Raw genomic sequence first — 16,075 nt, 5'->3', positions numbered from 1 at the left:
TTCAGGCGGCGATCGCCTCGGCGTCCATGATCGTGTAGCTGTACCCCTGCTCCGCGAGGAACCGCTGCCGGTTCTGCGCGTAGTCCTGGTCGATCGTGTCGCGGGCCACGAGCGTGTAGAAGCTCGCGGTGTGGCCGGACTGCTTGGGGCGGAGCAGCCGCCCGAGCCGCTGGGCCTCCTCCTGCCGGGAGCCGAACGAGCCGGACACCTGGATGGCGACCGACGCCTCGGGGAGGTCGATGGAGAAGTTCGCGACCTTCGACACCACGAGCAGCGAGATGTCGCCCTCTCGGAACGCCCGGTACAGCTCCTCGCGCTCCTCGACCGGGGTGGATCCGGTGATCTGCGGGGCGTCGAGCGCCTGCGAGAGCGCGTCGAGCTGGTCGAGGTACTGACCGATGACCAGGATCTGCTCGCCCTGGTGGGCCGCGATCAGCTCGCGCACCGCATCGATCTTCGCCGGTGCGGAGGCCGCGAGCCGGTAGCGCTCGTCGTCGGTCGCCGCCGCGTACTCCAGGCGGTCCGCCGGGGGGAGGTCGACCCGCACCTCGAAGCAGGCGGCGGGGGAGATGAACCCCTGCGCCTCGATCTGCTTCCAGGGGGCATCGAAGCGCTTGGGGCCGATGAGACTGAACACGTCGCCCTCGCGGCCGTCCTCGCGGACCAGGGTCGCGGTGAGGCCGATCCGGCGCCGCGCCTGCAGGTCGGCGGTGAGCTTGAACACCGGGGCGGGCAGCAGGTGCACCTCGTCGTACACGATGAGGCCCCAGTCCAGGGCGTCGAGGAGCGCGAGGTGCGCGTACTCGCCCTTCCGCTTCGCCGTGAGGATCTGGTACGTCGCGATCGTGACGGGCTTGACCTCCTTGGCCTGCCCGGAGTACTCGCCGATCTCCTCGGGCGTGAGGCTGGTGCGCTTGAGCAGCTCGTCCCGCCACTGCCGTGCGGACACGGTGTTCGTCACGAGGATGAGCGTCGTGGTCTTCGTGGCGGCCATGGCCCCCGCGCCGACGATGGTCTTTCCCGCCCCGCAGGGGAGGACCACCACGCCGGAGCCGTCCTTGGAGAAGGCATCGACCGCGTCCTGCTGGTACGGGCGGATGGTCCATCCGTCCTCGGCCAGCTCGATCTCGTGGGGCGTGCCGGGGGTGTAGCCGGCCAGGTCTTCGGCCGGCCAGCCGATCTTCAGCAGCTCCTGCTTGATCTGGCCGCGGGCCCATGCGTCGACGACGAAGGTCTCCGGCGTGGGGTGCCCGATGAGCAGCGGCTGGATGCGCTTGTTGTTCGCGACCTGGGCCAGCACAGCGGGGTCGGTCGAACGCAGGATGAGCACGCCCTCGTCGTCGCGCTCGATGACCAGGCGCCCGTACCGGTTGACCGTCTCGCGCAGGTCGACCGCGACGGAGGGCGGCACGGGGAAGCGCGACCAGCGGTCGAGCGTCTCCAGCATGTCGTCGGCGGTGTGCCCGGCCGCGCGGGCGTTCCACAGACCCAGGCGCGTGATGCGGTAGGTGTGGATGTGCTCGGGGGCGCGCTCCAGCTCGGCGAAGATCGCGAGCTCGTGACGGGCGCTCTCGGCGTCGGCGTGGGCGACCTCGAGGAGCACGGTGCGGTCGCTCTGGACGATCAGGGGGCCATCAGACATAGCTGACCAGTCTACCGGCCCCTGGCCGCACGGGGCCTAGGTCGGGACGACGGTCGCGGCGCGGATGCTCGACACCGGCAGGGTGCGCTCGACATCGGCCGCCCTGTCCCTGCCGCGCAGCCGACCACCGCCGATCCCGGTGGCTTCGAGGAGGAGATCCCTGGTGGATCCGTCCGGCATGCCGACCGTCACCCGCAGCACGGCCTTCGCGCGCACCGCCGCCTCCAGCTCCCTGTCCAGCCACGCGGCGTCCGCGTCGGGGCCCTGGTGCTCGCGCAGCCGGGCGATCAGCGGTCCGTAGTCGGGGGCGGGAGCGTGGTCGGGAACGGCGGCCGGATGGCGCGTCCGCACCGCGACGGTGCCGTCGCGATCGACGAGGGTCGCCGGATACCGGGCATCCGTCAGCGCCCAGTACACCGTGTCCTGCCCGACCTTGGTCGTCAGCGAGCCGACGTGCGCGGTGAGTCCGAGAGGGCGGAGCGACTGGTCGACCGCCATGGCCTCGAGGAGGTGCGCGTCCGTGCTCTCCACCCGCGTGCGCCCCGTCTCTTCGTCCACGGAGACCCGCACGAGTCCGTGGCGCTGGCCGGTCTGCGCGACGAGGTAGCCGAGGGGCTGGGGGATGCCCGTGAGCGAGAGGCCGCCGAGGAACTCCAGGATCGAGGCCTCGTCTTCTCCCGCGGCGAAGGCGTGCGCCACCGACTCCGCGGTGAACCGGTACGACGAGGCCTGGGAGGCCGACTCCCGGCGGGCCATGGTGCGCAGGCGCACGTCCAGCGCGGGCTGCAGAGGACCGGGGGCGATCGCGGTGAGGTCGTTCTGGAGGAAGATCCGGTCCACCTCCGCGGGCAGGAGCGCGGCGAGGGCGGAGGGGTCGGCCGCCGCTCCGCGCCGCAGGGCCTCGGACCAGGCGGGTTCGGAGCCGTCCTCCGCGACGAGACCGAGGAGCCGGGCGCCTTCGAGCTGCCGCGCCGCGTCTTCCGGCCAGGCCGGGTCCCAGGGGTGGGCGCGGTGCCACTGCGTGAGCGGGAGCCACCCTCCCGACTCCGCGCGCACACCGCGGGGCAGTGCGTCGCGGAAGGCTGTGGCCAGCACGCTCCAGCGTGCGATCGCGGGGGAGCGCAACCACTCCTCTGCGGCGGGCGTCGTGCGCAGCAGTCGATCGCTCGGCGTCGCGAGCCCGGCGCGGACGGCGAGGGCCACCAGAGGATCGACGCTCTCGACGGGGAGGCCGGCGTCGGCGAGCTGGCGTTTCTGCCCCGCGCTCACGGCGCCGCCCATGAGCAGCGCGAAGGGCTGATCCCTGGCGAGGAGGAGGATGTCGGCCACCGCGCCGACGGTGGTGAAGGCGCGTTCGGCGGCGTGTGCGGCCACGGACTCCGTGGAGGCCGGCGCCGCCGTCTCGTCCGGCACCGCGGGGCGGGTCTTCCCGGCGACCGCTTCCGCCACCGGCGGGTGCGGGGTGCCGTCGGGGCGGAGGAGGGCGAGGGCGATCAGGCGCTCCCGCTCGGCGCCGACGACGCTCCCGGAGGCGGCATCGAGAAGCGCCGTGGCCTCGGCGGCGGTCAGAGCGGGCAGCACTCGGGCGATCGAGGACGGCTCCAGCAGCGCCTCCGCGGCGTCGAAGAAGTCCTGCCATCCGGTATCCGGACGGACGCCCCGTGCGCTCAGCAGCGCCGTCAGCTCGTCATCGCTCGCCGCAGCCAGGTGATCGGCCAGCGGGCGTGCGTGCGTGCTCATCGGTGCGGCCTCACCGACGCGACTCTGCGCGGCCCTTCCGCACGAAGCTCATCACCAGCAGCACGATGATCATGACGAATGCGAGCGGCAGACCCCAGTAGGGGATCGCGGCTATCACGGGCCACAGTCCTTCGCCGAAGGCCGCCCGGTCCATGCCCAGCGCCGTGCCGATGATGATGACGAAGAAGCAGATCACCGCCGCCGCGGCGATGCCGAGCGCGGTGAACGCCAGGATGCGGTCGATCCGACGGATGGGGACCTCCGGTCCACGGCTCTGCGTACTCATCCGCCCCAGCCTACTCGCACGCCGGGAAGCCGCTCCGATCCGCCCGTGACCGGTAGGCTGGGGGCACGCGCACGAGCGCGTCCCGTTCTGCATTTCGATCCCAGCGAGGTTCTCCCATGCCCACCGGCAAGGTCAGGTTCTACGACGAAGACAAGGGTTTCGGCTTCATCGCCAGCGATGACGGCCAGGACGTCTTCCTGCACGCCTCCGCGATGCCTGCCGGCACCGCGGTGAAGGCGGGTGCGCGCGTGGAGTTCGGCGTGGCCGACGGCAAGCGCGGCCTCCAGGCGCTGTCGGTGCGCGTGCTCGAAGCGCCGCCCAGCCTGGCGAAGGCGAAGCGCAAGCCCGCCGACGACATGGCCATCATCATCGAGGATCTCGTGAAGCTCCTCGACGGCATCGGCGGCGATCTGCGCCGCGGCCGCTACCCCTCCTCCAGCCACGGTCGCAAGATCGCGGCCGTCCTGCGCAAGGTCGCCGATGACCTCGAAGCCTGACGCCGACGCGCGTCTCGTCGAGGCGCACGACCTCGCGCTCTCCGCTCTGCGCGAGATCACACCTGCCGCCACGATCGGCCCGGCCGCCGGGTTCATCCCGGAGGAGGACGGATCCGTCTCCCTCCGCTTCGAGAACCGGCTCCCCGGCTACCCCGGCTGGTACTGGACCGTGACGGTCGCCCGCGTGGACGACGAGGAGCCCACCGTCCTCGAGGTCGAGCTGCTCCCCGGCGACGGCGCGCTGCTCGCTCCGGAATGGGTGCCGTGGGCGGAGCGCCTGGCCGAGTACCGCGCGCACCAGGCCGAGCTGGCCGAGGCGGCCGCGGCCGGCGGCGGAGACGACGAGGCCGACACGGACGACGAGGACGCCGACGGCGAGCTCGACGACGACGGCATCGACGATGACGAGCTCGACGAGGACGGCTCCGACATCCTCCACGCCGGCGACCTCGACGGGGTGGACATCGATGAGCTCGACGACTCCGAGGACGACGCATCCGACGAGGACGACGAAGCCGAGGACGACGAGGCAGAGGGCTCCGAGGGCGACGACGCCGACGCCCGCGATGCGGACGCCGGCGACGAAGAGGAGTGAGCCAGGCGGTCAGCCGCCGAGGTTCTCCTGCACGAAGTCGATGGCACGGATGAGCTGACGCACGTCGTCCGGCTCGATCGAGACGAAGGTCGCCACCCGCAGCTGGTTGCGGCCGAGCTTGCGGTACGGCTCGGTGTCGACGATGCCGTTCGCGCGCAGCGCCTTCGCGATCGCCGCGGCGTCGACGCTGTCGTCGAAGTCGATGGTCGCGACGACGGGCGAGCGGTGCGCCGGATCGCTGACGAAGGGCGTCGCCACGGCCGAGGCCTCGGCCCAGTCGTACAGCACCGACGAGGATTCGGCCGTGCGTGCCGCGGCCCAGCCGAGTCCGCCGTTGTCGAGGATCCACCGGAGCTGGTCGTCCAGGAGCAGCAGCGTCGTGAGGGCGGGGGTGTTGAGCGTCTGGTTGAGCCGGGAGTTGTCCACCGCCTGCTTCAGGCTCAGGAACTCCGGGATGTACCGCCCCGAGGCGGCGATCCGCTCGATGCGGTCGATCGCGGCGGGGGAGACCGCGGCGAACCAGAGTCCGCCGTCGGAGCCGAGGTTCTTCTGCGGGGCGAAGTAGTAGACGTCGGCCTGCGCCATGTCGAGGTCGATGCCGCCCGCGGCGCTCGTCGCGTCGATCACCGTGAGCGCCCCTTCCGCGTGGACGCGCTCGATCGGCGCGGCCACGCCGGTGGAGGTCTCGTTGTGCGGCCAGGCGTACACGTCCACACCCTCGACGAGCTCGGCGGCGCTGCGCGACCCAGGCTCGGCGGAGCGGACGTCGGGAGCCTCGAGCCAGGGAGCGGCGGCGGCCTTGGCGAACTTGCCTCCGAACTCGCCGAACACGAGGTTCTGGCTGCGGCGCTCGATGAGGCCGAAGGCGGCGGCGTCCCAGAACGCGGTCGACCCGCCGTTGCCCAGGATGATCTCGTAGCCCTCGGGCAGGCGGAAGAGCGCGGCGAGCTGCTCGCGGACGCTGCCGACGAGGTTCTTCACGGGCGCCTGGCGATGCGAGGTCCCCAGGATCGAGGCACCCGTCGTGACGAGCGACTCGAGCTGCGCACCGCGCACCTTCGAGGGGCCGCAGCCGAAGCGGCCGTCAGTGGGCAGGAGGTCACGGGGAATCTCGATCGCCATGGCTAGATTCTAGGGGGATCGCGCCGCCGTTCCTCCCGCCTGCGCCCCGTCCGATGTCGCCGGAGGAATGTAGGCTTGCCTAAGAACTTTCGGAGGGCCACATGACGGATCTGATCGACACCACGGAGATGTATCTCCGCACCATCCTCGAGCTCGAGGAGGAGAACATCGTGCCGCTGCGGGCGCGCATCTCGGAGCGCCTCGGCCACTCCGGTCCCACCGTCTCGCAGACCGTCGGACGAATGGAGCGCGACGGCCTCGTCGTGGTGTCCGAAGACCGCACGCTCGAGCTCACCGACGCCGGACGCCGCAAGGCCGTCGACGTCATGCGCAAGCACCGCCTCGCCGAGCGCCTGCTGTCCGACGTGATCGGGCTGGACTGGGCGTTCGTCCACGAGGAGGCCTGTCGCTGGGAGCACGTCATGAGCGAGCAGGTCGAGCGCCGTCTCGTCGAGCTCCTCGGTCACCCCACCGAGTCGCCGTACGGCAACCCGATCCCGGGACTCGACCAGCTCGGCGACCTTCCCGCCCGCACCTTCGACGAGGGCGTCATCGGCCTCGTGCAGCGGCTGAACGCCGCGGGCGAGCCGGTCGAGGGGACGGTCCGCCGTCTCGCCGAGCCGGCACAGGTCGACCCCGAGCTCCTGGAGCAGCTGCGTGACGCGGGCGTCGTCCCTGGCGCGCGTGGAGACTTCCGCTTCAACGAGGGCTATGTGCTCATCCAGATGGACGGCAAGGAGGAGGGTCTGGAGCTCCCCGTCGAGCTCGCCTCGCACATCTTCCTCGTCGGCGAGCCCGCCTGATCGGCTCACCGAGGATTGTCAGTTTCCCAGGGTGACATGATCGTTATCTTCCGGTAACCTCGGTCAGGTCCTCAGCGAAGAAGCCCGCTGGGGGCGAACCGCGAAGATCCGCCTTCCGGCTCGTCGTCTTCCCGAGAGGGATGCGCTCGAACCCGAGCAGTGCATCCCTGCCCTGGGGCAGAGAGTGTCGACGAGCCAGCGCCACCCGAGGTGCGAGGGCTCAGGAGGACCACGTTTTGGCCGCAGACATCGAACCGACCGCGAAGACATCTGAAGACCGAGTACCCGCCCGACGCTCCGGCGCCCGGGTCGGCGTTCGGAAGATCGCAGCCCCTCTCCGGTCGGTGGCGATCTTCGGTGCCGTCGGCGCCCTCGTCGCCGCCGTCGCGCTCCCCGCCTACGCGGCGTCGAAGCCGACGGATGCCACCGCGCAGACCGTCCAGCAGCTCGCCGCCGTCGACGCGCAGTCGCTGGTCGTCGCCTCGGAGGCCACGGCCGCCCCGCTCGTCCGCGGTGCCTTCAGCGCCACCACGCCCGAGGAGATCGAGAAGAAGAAGGCCGAGGAGGCCGCTGCCGCCGCCGCCCGCGCCGCAGCCGCCGCCGCGTCCGCCTCCACGCCCTCCTCCGGCACGTTCAACACCGCGGGGTACGCGCTCGTGGCTCCGGGCTCGGGCGAGGTCCGCTATCCGCTGCCCCTCGGCTCCTGGAATGTCAGCCGCACTGTGGGCGGCGGTCACAACGGCGCCGACATGCTCGCTCCGGCCGGCACCCCGATCTACGCCGCCGCCTCGGGCGTCGTGCGCGCCTCCGCCGAGAGCATCGGCGGCTACGGCGTCGCGGTCATGCTCGACAGCGTCGTGGGCGGCCAGCGCGTGCAGACCACGTACGGGCACATGCTGTACGGGTCGCGCCAGGTGCAGGCCGGCCAGACGGTCGCTGCCGGTCAGCTGATCGGCTACGTGGGCAGCACCGGACGCTCGACCGCGAACCACCTCCACTTCGAGGTCTGGATCAACGGCGGCCTCGTCGAGCCGATGTCCTGGCTCTCCGTCAACGCCGGCTGAGCGGGACACGTTCTCGGTCATTCACCTCCCGTTTCGCCGCGGTCCGCGCGGGATGGGTTAGCCTGAACCCGTCGTCATACAGGCGGGAGAGGCTGATGGAGCGTACACCGAGCATCCGAACCATGGACGCTCTCGGTCGTCACGTCCTTCGGCATTGCCCGCAGGAATGCCGCGGTCCAGCCGCGCGCGAAAGGCGCCGTCTCTAGACGGCGCCTTTTCTCGTCCCTGCGAACGCTCTTCCTCCTGCACGACGTCGTGTGAGTCGAGAGTGCCGGGAAGCCGTCCCGGCGGATCGAGAGGATGACGAATGCGCACACTGGTCCTGAATGCCGGATACGAGCCGCTGGCGATCGTGTCCTTCAAGAGAGCCCTCGTCCTGGTCATGAACGACAAGGCGACGGTGATCGAACGCGTCGAGGACGACCCCGTCTGGGGCACCCACGGCGTCTACGACCGCCCGGCGGTGATCATCCTCTCCCGCTACGTGCGCGTCCCCACGAGCCGGCGCGTCCCGGTGACCCGCCGCGGCGTGCTGCGACGCGATGGTCATCGCTGCGGATACTGCGGCAAGGCGGCCGCGACGATCGACCACGTCCTGCCGCGTTCGCGCGGCGGCGCGGACTCCTGGGAGAACCTCGTCGCGTGCTGCCTGCGCTGCAACAACCTCAAGAGCAACCGCACCCCGCAGGAGATGCGGTGGCAGCTGCGGTTCACGCCGCGCCCCCCGCACGGCACCGCATGGACGGTGCGCGGGGTGGAGCGCAGCGATCCTCGCTGGGAGCCCTACCTCGCCCTCGCCGCCTGACGGACGGCGCGAGGGCGCGCAGCCCTGGTCCCGTAGACTGGGCTGCGCGCCCTCGTAGCTCAGCAGGATAGAGCAGCCCTCTCCTAAAGGGCAGGTCGCAGGTTCGAATCCTGTCGAGGGCACTCCCGCTTCCGCACGCGTCAGGGCCGGCCGCGCCGCCACAGCTTCGACGGCCACCAGATGGCCTTGCCGATGTCGTAGGCCAGGGCCGGGACGAGCAGCGAGCGCACCACGAAAGTGTCAAGCAGTACTCCGAACGCGACGATGAACGCGAGCTGCACGAGGAAGAGGATCGGGATCACCGACAGCGCCGCGAAGGTCGCCGCCAGGACCAGGCCCGCGGAGGTGATGACGCCGCCGGTGATGGAGAGCCCGCGGAGGATGCCCTCCCTCGTCCCGTGCTGCTTCGACTCCTCCCGCACCCGCGTCATGAGGAAGATGTTGTAGTCGATGCCCAGGGCGACGAGGAAGACGAAGCCGTAGAGCGGGACGGCGGGGTCGGCGCCGGGGAAGTCGAAGACGCCGTTGAACACGAGCGCCGAGACGCCCATGGCGGTGCCGAAGGACAGCACCGTCGTCAGGATCAGCAGCACCGGCGCGAGGATCGAGCGCAGCAGCAGCATGAGGATGATCATGATCACGACGAGGATCACCGGGATGATGAGGTTGCGGTCGTGGATGGACGCGTCGTTCGTGTCGATCGTGGTGGCCGTCACCCCGCCCACCACGGCTCCGAGGTCGTCGAGCTCTCCGCGCAGCTCGCGCACGGTGGAGGCCGCGGCGGCGGAGTCGGCGGCGTCCGTCAGCGTCCCCTGCAGGAGCACCTGACCGTCGACCGTCGTGGGCTCCGGAGCGGGGGTCCCCGGAGGGCCGACGGCCGTGATCCCGTCCGCCGTCACCGGAGCGGACCCGCTCGGGGAATCGGCTGCGGTGACGGTCACCCCGTCGATCCCGTCGCTCGCGAGGAGCACGTCGGCGGCGTCCTGCAGGCGGTCCTCGTCCACGATCACGGAGACCGGGCTCCCCGAGCCGCCGGGGAAGTGCTCGCCGAGCGCGACCTGGCCGTCGCGCGCCTCCGAGGCCCCGAGGACGAGGTCGGACTGCGGCACCCCCTGAGCGTCCAGCTGGGTGACCCCTGCCGCGCCGGCGAGGAGGACGAGCGTGGTCGCGATCCAGATCACGCGGGGACGCTTCTTGATGAGGCCGGACAGTCGCGCCCACAGCCCGGTGGTGCGCATGCCGTGCTCCTCGGCCACGACCTCGGGCTCGAAGCGGGGACGCCGCGGCCAGAAGACCGCGCGCCCGAACAGCAGCAGCAGCGAGGGCAGGAGCGTGAGCGCGGACAGCATCGCGAACACGATGCCGATCGCCGCGACCGGGCCGAGGGTGCTGTTCGACTTCAGGTCGCTGAGCAGCAGGCACAGGAGCCCCGCGATCACGGTGCCCCCGGACGCGACGATCGGCTCGACCGACCCCTTCCACGCGGCGAGGAGCGCGACGCCCTTGTCCTGCGCGACCCGCAGCTCCTCCCGGAACCGCGCGACGAACAGCAGCGCGTAGTCGGTGGCGGCGCCGATCACGAGGATGAAGAGGATGCCCTGGGTCTGCCCGCTGAGCAGCAGGATCTCCCACTTCGCCAGCCACCACACGACGAGGAGCGCGACGCACAGGGCGAACAGGCTCGTGGAGAGCACGACGAGCGGCAGCAGGAACGAGCGGTAGACGAGGACGAGGATCACGAGCACGGCGAGCAGGGCGACGCCGAGGAGGAGGCCGTCGATGCCGGCGAAGCCGGCGGCGAGGTCGGCCGTGAAGCCCGCAGGACCGGTGATGTAGACCGTGATGCCGTCCGGCACCGCGGCGCGCAGCTCGTCTCCGAGAGCGGTGGTGGCATCGCTGAGCTCGGCGTCGCCGTCGATCGGGATGAAGGCCTGGACGGCTCGGCCGTCCTCGGACGGAAGCGCCGGGGAGACGTCGTCAGCGACGCCCTCCACGTCGGGCGCGTCGGCCACCGCGTCGGAGATCGCCTCGAGCTCGGACGGCGTCAGCTCCTCCTCCGAGGTGAACACCGCGATCGCCGGGATGGCGTCGCTGTCGGTGAACTCGCCGAGGAGTTGCTGCACGGTCGTGGCGTCCGCGGACTCCGGGAGGTAGGTGGTCTGGTCGTTCGACGACACCTCGTCGACCTTCCCGAACAGCGGACCGCCGAAGGACGCGCCCGCCAGCCACACCAGGATGAGGGCGACGGGCAGGAACACCCGCAGCCAGGAGTGGCGTCGGGTGCGCGCGCGGGTCGGCGGCGTCGGTGCGGGGGCGGGGCGGGACATCGGGGGTCCTTTCGGGAGCGGTGGCGGGGGAGGCGGCGCGGGGGTCAGGAGACCCAGGCGAGGATGAGGATCATCGTGGCGAGGAAGCCGGCGATGTAGTTCAGCGCGATGAACCGGCGCCAGGCGCGGTTCGTGCCGGCCGAGGTCTCGTCGGTGACGTTCCACCACGGCGCGGCGTTGACGATGTAGGGAAGCGCCAGCACGGCGGCGAGCGGTCCGGGCCAGGGGGTCAGCAGCATCGCGGCGCCGGCGATCGTCCAGAGCACGAGGGAGAGCCGGACGGTGGCCCTGGCGCCGATCACGGTCGCGATGGACGAGATGCCGCCCTCGCGATCGGGTCCGATGTCCTGCACGGCGCCGAAGGCATGGGCCGCCATGCCCCAGAGGAAGAAGGCGACGAGGACGAGGACGGTGGTCGTGGTGACGGGGGCTCCGGCGAGGGAGAGGCCCACGAGGGCGGGGCTGACGAAGTGGGTGCTCGAGGTGACGGAGTCCAGGAAGGGCCGCTCCTTGAAGCGCAGCACCGGTGCCGAGTAGGCGAGGACGGCGAAGACGCTGACGGCGAGCCACAGCCAGGATGCCGGAGTGCCGACCGCGAACAGGTAGACGAGGAAGGGCACGTTCGTGACCGCCGCTGCCCACAGCGTCGCACGGTGGATCCGCGGGGACAGCAGCGCGCCCTCGATCCCACCCTTGCGGGGGTTGGCCAGATCGGAGGCGTAGTCGAAGACGTCGTTGATGCCGTACATCGCGAGGTTGTACGGGATGAGGAAGTACAGCGTCCCGATCACGAACGTCGCGTCGATCTCCCTGGTGCTCAACAGGTAGGCGGCGGCGAAGGGGAAGGCGGTGTTGATCCAGCTGATCGGTCGGGAGGAGAGGACGACCTGGGCGATGTCGCGGCCGAGGCCCCCGGTGCGGGACGTCTGATCGGTCATGCCTGCTCCTCCGTCCGGGCGGCGGCGCGTGTCCGGGAGCGGCGCCCGCGGAGCGCGGTCCACAGCGCGGGGAGCAGCAGCACCCCGGCCAGCGGGTAGGCGAAGTCCTCGATCGGGGCGAGCCCGATGTGCAGGCCGGCGAGCGGGCCGGGCGCGTAGTGGAAGAGTCCGGTGGCGATCATGACGGTGTCGAACACGGCGGTCAGCACGAGGAGGGCGAGGGCGGTCAGCGCGAGGGCGCCGAGGTGCGGGATGCGGCGCGCGGCGACGCCGAGCGCGACCGCGGCGAGGACGGCGACGGCGAGGAACACGGCGGACAGCTGCAGGTAGGTCATCGCGCCGCTCCTTCCGCCTCGGAAGTGCCGCGGCGGCGCTCCAGGACGCGCGCGGCGCCGCCGTAGAGCACCATCGTGCACACGACGAGGAAGACGAGGAAGATCGGCTCTTCGAGAGGGAGTTCGGGAGCCAGGACGATGCCCGTGGCGATCGCCGCCTCACCGCGGAAGAAGATCCCCGCCGCGATACCGGCCACATCCCACACGAGGAAGAAGGCGAGGCCGACGGCGGTGACGACGGCCGCCGCCACGGCATCGCGCCAGAAGAACAGGCGGAACCGCCAGTCCAGCAGCAGCATGCAGCCGAGGGAGACGAGCAGGGCGGCCAGGTAGATCGCGCCCATCATGCCCGCTCCGCGCTCGTCGGGCGTGGGGCCGGCTCCGGCAGCGGACCGGGGGAGTGGTCGCCCCGGATGCGCTTGAGCACGATCTCGGCGCTGATAAGGCACATCGGCACGCCCACACCGGGGGCGGTGGTCGCTCCGGCGTAGTACAGCCCCTGCACGCGCCGGGACGCGTTCTGCGCGCGGAACATCGCGCTCTGCGACAGGATGTGCGCGGGCCCGAGCATCCCGCCCCGCCAGGAGTGGTAGTCGTCGCGGAAGTCGGCCGGCCCCACGGTCTCCCGGACGACGATGCGCTCCCGCAGGTCGGGGATCCCCGCCCACGTCTCGATCAGGTCGATCGCGGCGTCCGCAGCCTTCTCGACAGCCGCGGAGCCGGCGCCGTCGCTTCCCCCGTGCCCGAGATCGACGTCGGCCGGCACCGGCACCAGCACGAAGAGGTTCTCGTACCCGTCCGGCGCGACCTCGGCGTCGGTGGCGCTGGGGCGGCAGACGTAGGTGGACGCCGGGCTGGGGACGGCAGGGGTGCGACCGAAGATCGCGTCGAAGTTCGCATCCCAGTCGTCGGTGAAGAAGAGCGAGTGATGGGGGAGCTCGGGCAGGGCGCCGCGGACGCCGAGCATCACGAGCACGCCGCCGGGCCCGCTCGTGCGCCGCGCCCACCAGGACTCCGGATAGGACTGCAGCGTCGGGGGCAGCAGCGCCGTCTCCGTGTGGTGCAGATCGGCGCCGGAGACCACGATGTCCGCGTCCTCCACGTGCTGGTGGCCGTCGCGGTCCGTCCAGCCGACCCCGGTCGCATGGGTCGCGCCGTCGGCATCCTGGGTGCGGATCCCGGTGACCTCCGCGCCGGTGACGATCCGGGCGCCGGCATCCTGGGCCAGCGCCGCCAATCGCTCGACGACGCGCCAGAAGCCGCCCTGCGGATACAGCACGCCCTGGTCGAGGTCGAGCGCGCTCATCAGGTGGTACATCGCCGGGGCCGTCCGGGGATCGGTGCCGAGGAAGACCGCGGGGTAGCCCAGGATCTGGCGCAGCACCGGGGTCCGGAAGCGGCGGGCGGCGAAGGCCTGGAGGCGCGTGCCGAGCAGCGAGAAGAGCCGAGGGAGCGCGCGCACCACCTCAGGCGCGGCCAGCGTCCTGGTCCGGGTGAACGGGTTGTAGAGGAAGTAGCTCCTTGCCATGGCGCCGGCGTCGTGGGCGGAGGTGAGGTAGGTGTCGAGCGCGGCGGCGGAGCCGGGTTCCATCGACTCGAACAGCGCCGAGACGGCGTCCCGTCCGGCGGGCACCGTCACCGGGGCGTCGCCGGACTCGGGGGAGCGGAAGACGCGGTACCCCGGGTCGAGCAGCGTCAGGTCGAGCTGATCCTCGGTGCTCGTGCCCATCATCGCGAAGTAGTGGTCGAACACCTCGGGCATGAGGTACCACGAGGGGCCGGAGTCGAATCGGAAGCCGTCGCGCTCGATAGTGCCCGCCCGTCCGCCGACGCGGTCGTTCTTCTCCAGGACCACGACGTCATGGCCGTCGCGTGCGAGCAGCCCGGCCGTGGCCAGGCCGGCCACGCCCGCGCCGATGATGACGATGCGGCTCATCGGTCCCGCTCCAGGCTCGTGACGATGACGGCCCGCGCGGCGAGCAGCGCCTTGATCGGATCCGGCACGCGGACCCGCCGGCGGTACAGCTCCGCGGCCGGCGTCCGCGCGACCTTCCGGGTCAGGGCGGCGAAGAGGGCGAGGGCGCTGCGCACCGCGGCACGGGCGTCCTTCGGGAGCAGCGGGATCGCAGCTCTCGCGTCGGCGAGCTGACGGTGGACGGTGTCGACCCAGGAGTCGCGGTCGGCATCGGTGAGACGAGCTGAGCCGCCGAGGTAGCCGCGCTGCAGGCGGTCGGTGTCGTCGGCCAGATCGCGGAGGAAGTTCACGTTCTGGAACGCGGCTCCCAGCCGCCGAGCCCCGCGCTCGAGGATCTCGAGCTCGGCCGGCGTCCGCGTGGCGTCGCGGAGGAAGACTCGGAGGCACATGAGCCCCACGACCTCCGCCGACCCGTAGACGTACGCGGCGTGCGCGTCGGCGTCGTAGGCCGTGAAGCCGGAGTCGCCCGCGATGTCGGCGCGCATCGAGTCGAAGAACGGCCGGGTGAGGTCCTCGCCGATCCCGCACTCGCGCGCCGTCCGCGCGAACGCGTGCAGGATGAGGTCGCTGCTGTAGCCGGTCCGCATCGACCGATGGGTCTCCGCGATGTACGAGTCCAGGGCGGCCGCCTGGGCGCCCGCGTCGAGTCCGGCCTCGGCGGCGACGCCGTCGACGATCTCGTCCGCGATGCGCACCATCGCGTAGATGTTCCGGACGTGCTGACGATGACGTCGCCCGAGGAGGCGGGTGGCCAGGCCGAACGATGTCGAATAGGTGCGGATCACATCGGAGGTCGCGATCTCGGCGGTGCGGCTGAAGCGGCGCAGCGCCGCGTCGTCGCGATGCTCGGCGGGGGTCGCGGTCATCGGCTGCGGCCCTCGATCCGGTCGGCGAGCGCGAGGACGACGCGTCCTGCATCGGCCGAGAGCGTGCCCGCCTCCTCCGCTTCCGCGAGCACCGTCGAGACGGCGGCGAGCTGCTCCTCCACGAGACCGCGGACGAAGCCCTCCGCACCGCATTCGCGGAGGCGGTCGCGCATCTCCGCCGAGTCCTCGACGCTCAGGTCGGTGGCCCCGAACCGCAGCTCGATGCTGGGCCAGTGGCTGGTCATCCGCGCGTAGGCGATGATCGCGGTCTCCTTGCCCTCGCGGAGGTCCGAATAGGGGTCCTTGCCGTGCGTCTCCGGATCCCCGAACACGCACAGCAGGTCGTCCTGCAGCTGGTAGGCGAGGCCGAGGTGGCCGCCGATCTCGGTCAGCTGCTCCTCGGCTGCCGTCGACGCCCCCGACAGGATGGCCGCCGCGCGGAGGGGGAGGACGAACGAATAGGCGGCCGTCTTCGACGCGCTCGTGGCGAGGATGGTGCGGAGGTCGGCCGCGATGATGCCGTCGCTGAGGGCCACGTCCGAGTGCTCGCCGGCGACGGTCTCGAACACCGTCGTCTCGAGGAGGGCGAGGAGCCGCTCCCGTCGCGCGGCGGGGATGTCGGCGCGGGCGAACCCGAGCACGGCACTGGACAGGAGGAGGTCTCCGAGGAGGATGGCGCTCGACCGGCCCCAATGCAGCGCCGCCTCGCCACCGGCATCGGGGCGACGGGAGACGAGGGAGCCGATGAGGTTGGGGCGGCGGCGGCGCGTGAGGTCGCCGTCGATCACGTCGTCGTGCAGGAGGAACGCGAAGTGCAGGAGCTCGACATGAGCGGCCACGTCGATCGCCCGGGCGGTGTCCTCCGCCGTGAGGGGAGCCGTGGTGAGCGCGGACAGGAGGTCCATGAGCATCCGCGGACGCAGGAGCTTCCCGCCGAGAGCGTGCTCGGCCGCGGTGTGCCACAGCGCGGCGAACTCCGCCCCGTAGTGCTCGGCGGCGACCGCGCGCTCGGCGAAGCGTCGTCGCAGCACCGCCTCGATGCGGGTGCCGAGGTCTTCCTCTGTCACTGTGACGGCCATG

16 protein-coding genes and 1 tRNA gene are annotated in these 16,075 nt (G+C 71.5%); 6 read left to right on the top strand and 11 right to left on the bottom strand.

All coding sequences use genetic code 11. The features are described from left to right. Position 1: 1 nt before the first annotated feature. Genes AB0300_RS01255 through AB0300_RS01245 form a run of 3 tightly spaced genes read right to left on the bottom strand, consistent with a single transcriptional unit; the run spans position 2 to position 3,668 of the window. The gene (locus AB0300_RS01255; protein ID WP_025105530.1) at positions 2 to 1,642 is read right to left on the bottom strand and encodes a DNA repair helicase XPB; all 1,641 of its coding nucleotides are present in this window, start codon (positions 1,640 to 1,642) and stop codon (positions 2 to 4) included. Between the two features lie 36 nt (positions 1,643 to 1,678). Further along, positions 1,679 to 3,382: a helicase-associated domain-containing protein gene (locus tag AB0300_RS01250; RefSeq protein ID WP_366215322.1), complete on the bottom strand. Its 1,704-nt coding sequence runs from the start codon at positions 3,380 to 3,382 to the stop codon at positions 1,679 to 1,681. Positions 3,383 to 3,392: 10 nt separating this feature from the next. Next, positions 3,393 to 3,668 (bottom strand): hypothetical protein, encoded by a 276-nt coding sequence (locus AB0300_RS01245; RefSeq protein WP_025105532.1) that lies wholly within the window; start codon positions 3,666 to 3,668, stop codon positions 3,393 to 3,395. A gap of 116 nt (positions 3,669 to 3,784) precedes the next feature. On the opposite strand from AB0300_RS01245, the gene AB0300_RS01240 reads away from it, so the two are divergent. Together AB0300_RS01240 and AB0300_RS01235 are read left to right on the top strand one after the other, a co-directional pair. After that, positions 3,785 to 4,165, top strand: a complete 381-nt coding sequence (locus tag AB0300_RS01240; protein WP_025105533.1) for a cold-shock protein — start codon at positions 3,785 to 3,787, stop codon at positions 4,163 to 4,165. Beyond that, positions 4,149 to 4,760: a DUF3027 domain-containing protein gene (locus AB0300_RS01235; RefSeq protein WP_366215321.1), complete on the top strand. Its 612-nt coding sequence runs from the start codon at positions 4,149 to 4,151 to the stop codon at positions 4,758 to 4,760. The genes AB0300_RS01240 and AB0300_RS01235 overlap by 17 nt, the downstream gene beginning before the upstream one ends. A 9-nt stretch (positions 4,761 to 4,769) precedes the next feature. Here AB0300_RS01235 and serC read toward each other — a convergent pair whose 3' ends face one another. Further along, positions 4,770 to 5,882 (bottom strand): phosphoserine transaminase, encoded by a 1,113-nt coding sequence (serC, locus tag AB0300_RS01230; protein ID WP_025105535.1) that lies wholly within the window; start codon positions 5,880 to 5,882, stop codon positions 4,770 to 4,772. A 101-nt stretch (positions 5,883 to 5,983) separates the two neighbouring features. Between serC and AB0300_RS01225 the strand changes: the two genes are divergently transcribed. The 4 genes from AB0300_RS01225 to AB0300_RS01210 all read left to right on the top strand — a co-directional run bounded on the left by AB0300_RS01225 (position 5,984) and on the right by AB0300_RS01210 (position 8,676). After that, a complete protein-coding gene (locus AB0300_RS01225) occupies positions 5,984 to 6,685 on the top strand; it encodes a metal-dependent transcriptional regulator (protein WP_025105536.1) in 702 nt (233 codons plus the stop codon). A gap of 344 nt (positions 6,686 to 7,029) precedes the next feature. Then, complete coding sequence (locus tag AB0300_RS01220) at positions 7,030 to 7,749, top strand: M23 family metallopeptidase (RefSeq protein WP_231729484.1); 720 nt, start codon at positions 7,030 to 7,032, stop codon at positions 7,747 to 7,749. A 307-nt stretch (positions 7,750 to 8,056) separates the two neighbouring features. After that, on the top strand, positions 8,057 to 8,554 hold the full coding sequence (locus tag AB0300_RS01215; RefSeq protein WP_025105538.1) for an HNH endonuclease: 498 nt from the start codon (positions 8,057 to 8,059) through the stop codon (positions 8,552 to 8,554). Positions 8,555 to 8,602: 48 nt separating this feature from the next. Then, positions 8,603 to 8,676, top strand: a tRNA-Arg gene (locus AB0300_RS01210). 18 nt (positions 8,677 to 8,694) lie between these two features. On the opposite strand, the gene AB0300_RS01205 is transcribed toward AB0300_RS01210, so the two are convergent. Genes AB0300_RS01205 through AB0300_RS01175 form a run of 7 tightly spaced genes read right to left on the bottom strand, consistent with a single transcriptional unit; the run spans position 8,695 to position 16,074 of the window. Beyond that, positions 8,695 to 10,881 (bottom strand): MMPL family transporter, encoded by a 2,187-nt coding sequence (locus AB0300_RS01205; protein ID WP_366215320.1) that lies wholly within the window; start codon positions 10,879 to 10,881, stop codon positions 8,695 to 8,697. Between the two features lie 44 nt (positions 10,882 to 10,925). After that, positions 10,926 to 11,819, bottom strand: a complete 894-nt coding sequence (locus AB0300_RS01200) for a prenyltransferase (RefSeq protein ID WP_249521308.1) — start codon at positions 11,817 to 11,819, stop codon at positions 10,926 to 10,928. Continuing rightward, positions 11,816 to 12,154, bottom strand: a complete 339-nt coding sequence (locus AB0300_RS01195; protein WP_025105541.1) for a lycopene cyclase domain-containing protein — start codon at positions 12,152 to 12,154, stop codon at positions 11,816 to 11,818. Before AB0300_RS01195 ends, AB0300_RS01200 begins: the two co-directional genes overlap by 4 nt. After that, positions 12,151 to 12,498, bottom strand: coding sequence for a lycopene cyclase domain-containing protein (locus AB0300_RS01190; RefSeq protein ID WP_303709442.1), 348 nt, complete (start codon positions 12,496 to 12,498; stop codon positions 12,151 to 12,153). Before AB0300_RS01190 ends, AB0300_RS01195 begins: the two co-directional genes overlap by 4 nt. Further along, on the bottom strand, positions 12,498 to 14,090 hold the full coding sequence (crtI, locus tag AB0300_RS01185; RefSeq protein ID WP_366215319.1) for a phytoene desaturase family protein: 1,593 nt from the start codon (positions 14,088 to 14,090) through the stop codon (positions 12,498 to 12,500). The genes AB0300_RS01190 and crtI overlap by 1 nt, the downstream gene beginning before the upstream one ends. Beyond that, a complete protein-coding gene (locus AB0300_RS01180; RefSeq protein WP_126893357.1) occupies positions 14,087 to 14,995 on the bottom strand; it encodes a squalene/phytoene synthase family protein in 909 nt (302 codons plus the stop codon). The genes crtI and AB0300_RS01180 overlap by 4 nt, the downstream gene beginning before the upstream one ends. Continuing rightward, positions 14,992 to 16,074: a polyprenyl synthetase family protein gene (locus AB0300_RS01175; protein WP_366215318.1), complete on the bottom strand. Its 1,083-nt coding sequence runs from the start codon at positions 16,072 to 16,074 to the stop codon at positions 14,992 to 14,994. The genes AB0300_RS01180 and AB0300_RS01175 overlap by 4 nt, the downstream gene beginning before the upstream one ends. Position 16,075: the final 1 nt, after the last annotated feature.

Source organism: Microbacterium sp. NPDC078814 (genome assembly GCF_040702645.1).
Taxonomy (GTDB): Bacteria; Actinomycetota; Actinomycetes; order Actinomycetales; family Microbacteriaceae; genus Microbacterium.
This window is presented reverse-complemented; position numbering and strand designations above follow the sequence as displayed.